General features: G+C 71.1%; 5 protein-coding genes. 4 read left to right on the top strand and 1 reads right to left on the bottom strand.

The genetic code is table 11. The features are described 5' to 3' along the window. Positions 1-110: 110 nt before the first annotated feature. Complete coding sequence (locus ACZ4VT_RS29890) at positions 111-1,505, bottom strand: pyridoxal phosphate-dependent decarboxylase family protein (protein WP_467954312.1); 1,395 nt, start codon at positions 1,503-1,505, stop codon at positions 111-113. Between the two features lie 316 nt (positions 1,506-1,821). Here ACZ4VT_RS29890 and ACZ4VT_RS29895 point away from each other — a divergent pair, with 316 nt between their 5' ends. The 4 genes from ACZ4VT_RS29895 to ACZ4VT_RS29910 form a co-directional block, all read left to right on the top strand. Further along, on the top strand, positions 1,822-3,285 hold the full coding sequence (locus tag ACZ4VT_RS29895) for a multicopper oxidase family protein (RefSeq protein WP_467954314.1): 1,464 nt from the start codon (positions 1,822-1,824) through the stop codon (positions 3,283-3,285). A gap of 198 nt (positions 3,286-3,483) precedes the next feature. Beyond that, positions 3,484-4,692: a methionine adenosyltransferase gene (gene metK, locus ACZ4VT_RS29900; protein WP_467954316.1), complete on the top strand. Its 1,209-nt coding sequence runs from the start codon at positions 3,484-3,486 to the stop codon at positions 4,690-4,692. A 132-nt stretch (positions 4,693-4,824) separates the two neighbouring features. Next, entirely contained in the window at positions 4,825-5,805 is a 981-nt protein-coding gene (locus ACZ4VT_RS29905) for a carbohydrate kinase family protein (protein ID WP_467954318.1), read from the top strand. Next, positions 5,802-6,188 (top strand): homocysteine S-methyltransferase family protein (locus tag ACZ4VT_RS29910; protein ID WP_467954320.1); only part of this gene is annotated, 387 nt, incomplete at its 3' end. The genes ACZ4VT_RS29905 and ACZ4VT_RS29910, both read left to right, overlap by 4 nt.

Raw genomic sequence — 6,188 nt, forward strand, 5'->3', positions numbered from 1 at the left:
GGGGCGGGAAACAGCGGGAAACGGCGGGAAACGGCGGGGAGAGGGGTGGGGAGAGGGGTGGGGAGTTTCGCGTGGGCGGCTTCGGCCGCCGGCAGTCGGGGGGTTGGCCGTCAGGACGCCGTGCGGCCGCGTGCGGCCAGTTGCTCGACGCGGGCGTGCAGGGTCGCCAGGTAGTGCTCGGATTCCGGCTTGATCAGGACGCTGCGGATCACCCGGGCCGCCTGCGCGTCCCGTGCCACGTGCGGGTGGCGGCGTACGAAGGCGTCCGCGTCCGCGCGCAGCACGCTCAGGAACACGGGGTCGGCCTCCGCCGTCATGCCGTCGCGCAGCAGGCGGTCGGATGCCGCGTCGATCGAGGACAGGCTCATGCCGGGGGATGTGGGGAAATAGGTGACGATGTCGAGGTCCGGGCGCTGGTAGAGCTCCAGTTCGTCGGAGGCGGTCAGCAGGTCGGCCCAGCGCAGTGCGGCCCGGCGGTTCGCGGCGAGGATCCCTCCGAAGCCGTCGGGTGTGAGGGGCAGCAGTTGCAGGGTCAGCCACAGGGCCGCGGCGGCCGCGCCCGCGCGTGAGCACTCCAGGCTGATCTCGCCCAGGTGCAGGTCCGCGTCGGTGAAGTAGGTGTAGGGCGAGTCGTGTGCAAAGTGCCGGCCGGCGCGCGGGTCGGGGAAGAGGACGGCGCCGCAGCCGTAGGGCTGCAGGCCTTGTTTGTGCGGGTCGACGACCACCGAGTCGCAGGCGGCGATCGCCCGCCAGGGGGCGGGGTCGATGCCGCCCGTGCCGGCCCGGCCCAGGATCGCGTAGAAGCCGCCGTACGCGGCGTCGACGTGGACCCGTGCCCCGTACCGGCGTGCCAGTGGCAGGACTTCGTGCACCGGGTCGACCGCCCCGAGGCCGGTGGTTCCGGTGGTGACGACGACGGTGCCGATGCGTCCCGCGCGCAGCGCGCTCTCCAGCGCTTCGAGGTCGATGCGGCCGCCGGCGTCGGTGGGGACGCGGTGGCCTTCCATGCCCAGGACGTGGCACATCCGCTCGTGGGTGTAGTGGCATTCGCCGCTGTAGGCGACGCCGCGGTCCGGGTGGAGCTGGCGGGCGACGTAGAGGGCTTCCAGGTTGGCCATGGTGCCGCTGGTGGTGAGGTGCCCGATGTGGGCGTCGAGTCCGAACATGGCGGCGAGGTCGGCGACGGCCTCGCGTTCCATCTCGGTGGTGGCGGGTCCGCCCTCGGCGGCGTGGTTGTTGGGGTTGAAGAGCATGGCGGTGAGGTAGCCGGTGACGGCCGCCGGGTGCGGCGGCTTGACCATCTGTCCGGCGTAGCGCGGGTGGAAGAACGGGTAGTTGTGGTCCATCCGCTTGGCGAGGCGGTCGAAGGCCTCGTCGAAGGCGTCGGGCCGGACGCGGTGCGCGTCGTGGGTCTCGTACGGGCCGAACTGCCCTCCCCACCGCTCCGCCACCGTGAGTGCGCGCGGCAGCCAGTCGCGTAAGTCGTGCAGGTCGTGCAGGTCCACGGGAGCCTCCCCCAGCGGCCGCCCGGTCGGCGGCACGAGTCGGGCGTACGCGGTCGTACGTACGCATGAGGAGGGTTACGAAGGCCCCGCAAGGCCCGCGCAACGCCTGACGCCCGCACACCATCTGGGCTCGAGTGATGCGCTAGGCGCGTCTGGTCCACTCGCGGCGCGACGGCCATGCGGGGCACTGCCCCGCCGGCTGCCCGCAGGCACCGGCACACCGGCCGCCGCACGCCGGCCGCCGCCCGTTCTCGGGGCGCCCGGTGCCGCTTTCGGGCGTCCGCGCCCGCACACACCCTTCCCAGGAGGACATCCCATGGTCACCAGACGCAGTCTGCTCGGCGGTGCCGTCGCCGCGACCGGCGCCGGTCTGCTCACCACCGGGGGGCTGACGCCGTTGCTCAGTTCCCGGACCGCCGAAGCCTCCGGCGCCGGCGGGGGCAAACCGGTCACGGTTCCGCCGCCGTTCACCGTGCGGATGCCGACGCCGGCGGTGCTGCAGCCGATATCCACGCTGGGCGGCCAGGACACCTATGCCGTCACCATCAAGGAGGTGGGCCGGGAGATCATCCCCGGTGTGCAGACGAAGGTGCTGACCTACGACGGCCAGTTCCCGGGGCCGGTGCTGCGGGCCCGCACCGGGCGGAAGGTGGTGATCCGGCACCGCAACAACCTCACCATGCCGGTCTCGGTCCACCTGCACGGCGGCAGCGTCTCGCCGGAGAACGACGGCGGCCCGATGGACACCTTCGCGCCGAACACCTCGCGGACCTACACCTACCCGAACCAGCAGCCGGGCGCCGGCCTGTGGTTCCACGACCACGCGCACCACATGGAGTCGGAGCACGTCTTCAGGGGGCTGTCGGCCACCTATCTGCTCTCGGACGAGACGGAGCGGTCGCTGCCGCTGCCGTCCGGCCAGTACGAGGTGCCGATCGCGCTGCGCGACGCCCGCTTCGACGAGGCCGGGCAGCTGGTCTACGTGATGGACGACGTGTTCGGCCGGACCACCATCCTCGCCAACGGCCGCCCGAGCCCGTACTTCGAGGTGGCGGCCCGCAAGTACCGCTTGCGGCTGCTGAACTCCTCCAACATGCGCTTCTTCCAGCTGCGCCTGTCGGACGGCGGCCAGATGATCCAGATCGGTACGGACGGCGGTCTGCTGGAGCACCCCTTCACGACGGACTCCATCGGGCTGTCGCCGGCGGAGCGGGCGGATGTGGTCATCGACTTCTCCCGCTACCCGGTCGGTACGAAGATCGTCCTGGAGAACATCATGGGGCCCGGCAGTCCCGACCAGGTGGGCAAGGTGCTGCGCTTCGACGTCGTACGCACGGCGCCCGACGCGAGCCGGGTGCCCGAGACGCTGCGCACCCTGCCGGCCATGGCGAGCGCGACGGTCCAGCGCACCATCGTCCTCAACATGGACGAGGACGGCCGCGAGGAGCCGCGGGGGCTCATCGACGGTCAGGTCTGGGACTACCAGCGCATCGACCAGACCATCGCCCACGGCAGTTCGGAGATCTGGACGGTCACCAACGCGAACAAGATCATTCCGCACAACTTCCACATGCACCTGGTCCAGTTCCGGGTGCTGGAGCGCAACGGGGCCCCGGTGGCGCCGGGTGAGGCCGGGCTGAAGGACACGGTCCGCCTGTTCCCCGGTGAGACGGTGAAGCTGCACGCCACCTTCGACACGTTCAAGGGGACGTACGTCTACCACTGCCACCTGCTGGACCACTCGGCGATGGGCATGATGGCCAACCTCCGTATCCGGTAGCGGGGCCCGCCGGGGAGGGGTCGCGTCGAGCGGGGGTGGGGGAACCGGCCAGCTCCGCTCGACGCGCTCTCAAGGACGGGCCGAGGACCGGGCGGCAGGATCCTCGGCAACAGACCATGTCCGGCCGTGTCCCCCACGTCCGACCTGCCCGTGTGACCTGCCCGTGCGACCACCCGTCCCCACACCACCTGGAGTGAGATGTCCCGCCGCCTGTTCACCTCGGAGTCCGTGACCGAGGGACACCCCGACAAGATCGCCGACCAGATCAGCGACACGATCCTCGACGCGCTCCTCTGCGAGGACCCGACCTCGCGCGTGGCCGTGGAGACCCTCATCACCACCGGTCTCGTGCACATAGCCGGCGAGGTGACGACGAAGGCCTACGCGCCGATCGCGCAGCTCGTCCGGGACAAGATCCTCGAGATCGGCTACGACTCCTCGCAGAAGGGCTTCGACGGCGCCTCCTGCGGCGTGTCGGTGTCCATCGGCGCCCAGTCCCCCGACATCGCGCAGGGCGTCGACACCGCCTACGAGAGCCGTGTCGAGGGCGAGGAGGACGAGCTCGACAAGCAGGGCGCCGGCGACCAGGGCCTGATGTTCGGCTACGCCTGCGACGAGACGCCCGAGCTGATGCCGCTTCCGATCCACCTCGCGCACCGGCTCTCCCGCCGGCTGTCCGAGGTCCGCAAGAACGGGACCATCCCCTACCTGCGCCCCGACGGCAAGACCCAGGTCACCATCGAGTACGACGGTGACCAGGCCGTGCGTCTGGACACGGTCGTCGTCTCGACCCAGCACGCCTCGGACATCGACCTGGAGGCCCTGCTGGCCCCGGACATCCGGGAGAACGTGGTCGAGTACGTGCTGCGCGGGCTCGACGAGGACGGCATCAAGCTGGAGACCAAGGGCTACCGGCTGCTGGTCAACCCGACCGGCCGGTTCGAGATCGGCGGCCCGATGGGCGACGCCGGCCTGACCGGCCGCAAGATCATCATCGACACCTATGGCGGCATGGCCCGCCACGGTGGCGGCGCGTTCTCCGGCAAGGACCCGTCCAAGGTCGACCGCTCCGCCGCCTACGCGATGCGCTGGGTCGCCAAGAACGTGGTCGCCGCCGGTCTCGCCTCGCGCTGCGAGGTCCAGGTCGCCTACGCCATCGGCAAGGCCGAGCCCGTCGGTCTCTTCGTGGAGACGTTCGACACCCACACGGTGCCGACCGACCGCATCGAGCGGGCCATCGCCGAGGTCTTCGACCTGCGCCCGGCCGCCATCATCCGCGACCTGGACCTGCTGCGCCCCATCTACGCGCAGACCGCCGCCTACGGCCACTTCGGCCGTGAGCTGCCCGACTTCACCTGGGAGCGCACCGACCGCGCCGAGCGGCTGAAGGCCGCCGCGGCCGCCTGAGCAGTCCGGGCGTGCGCCGCCCGCGCCACCGGGCATCCCCCCACCCCCCGCCGTATCCCGCCCCTCCCCGCCCCGCCCCGCTCCGCCCCGCCGGCATCAGACCAGTTCACAGACCAGTTCACAGGAGTCCACGTGCGTATCGCGGTGACCGGATCCATCGCCACAGATCACCTCATGGCCTTCCCGGGCCGGTTCGTCGACCAGCTCCTCCCCGACCAGCTGGAACACGTCTCGTTGTCCTTCCTCGTCGACACCCTCCAGGTGCGGCGGGGCGGAGTGGCGGCCAACATCGCCTTCGGCCTCGGCGGCCTCTTCCTCGAACCGCTCCTGGTGGGCGCCGTGGGCCCGGACTTCGCCGAGTACGAGGTCTGGCTCAAGGAACACGGCGTCGACACCGGCTCGGTGCATGTCTCCGCCGAGCATCAGACGGCCCGCTTCATGTGCATGACCGACCAGGATTCCAACCAGATCGCCGCCTTCTACGCGGGCGCCATGTCCGAAGCCGGGCGCATCGACCTGCACGGCGTCCATGACCGCACCCCCCTCGACCTGGTGCTCGTCTCCCCCAACGACCCCGGCGCGATGGTCCGGCACACCGAACAGGCCCGGGAGCTGGGCATCGACTTCGCCGCCGACCCCTCGCAGCAGCTCGCCCGCCTCACCGGCGCCGAGGTGCACAGCCTGGTCACCGGAGCCCGCTGGCTGTTCACCAACGAGTACGAGTCCGCGCTGCTGCGCGAGCGGGCCGGGTGGAGCCACGCGGAGGTCCTCGACCGTGTCGGCACCTGGGTCACCACTTTGGGCGCGCAGGGTGTCCGGATCGACCGCAAGGGCGAGCCGGCCCTCACCGTCCCCGCCGTCCCCGACGTCCCCGCCGAGGACCCGACCGGCGTCGGCGACGCCTTCCGCTCCGGCTTCCTGGCCGCCGTCGGCTGGGGGCTGCCGCTTGAGACCGCCGCGCAGCTCGGCTGCGCGATGTCCGCGCTGGTCCTGGCGACCGTGGGCTCCCAGGCGTACGAGATCCGGCCCGAGCGCCTGCTCGCCACCGTCCGCGCGGTGTACGGGGAGCAGGCGGCCGGGCTGCTGGCACCGAAGCTGGAGCGGCCGGCATGACGACGAACTCACAGACGCGGGCCGATGCCCTGCGTGAGGCGCTCGCGGCCCGTGTGGTCGTCGCCGACGGAGCCATGGGAACAATGCTCCAGGCGCAGGACCCCACGATGGAGGACTTTCAGCAGCTGGAGGGCTGTAACGAGGTCCTGAACGTCACCCGTCCCGACATCGTGCGCTCGGTCCATGAGGCGTACTTCTCGGTGGGTGTGGACTGCGTCGAGACGAACACCTTCGGTACGAACTATGCGGCGCTGGCGGAGTACGACATCGCGGAGCGCAACTTCGAATTGTCGGAGGCGGGTGCGCGGATCGCCCGGGAGGTCGCGGACGAGTTCACGGCGTCGACGGGGCAGCAGCGCTGGGTGCTGGGGTCGATGGGGCCG

It is taken from the genome of Streptomyces sp. NPDC029164, assembly GCF_055563995.1.

Bases quoted from the DNA above. Each gene is read 5' to 3' on its own strand.
- metK (WP_467954316.1), top strand. From the start codon at position 3,484: ATGTCCCGCCGCCTGTTCACCTCGGAGTCCGTGACCGAGGGACACCCC.
- ACZ4VT_RS29895 (WP_467954314.1), top strand. From the start codon at position 1,822: ATGGTCACCAGACGCAGTCTGCTCGGCGGTGCCGTCGCCGCGACCGGC.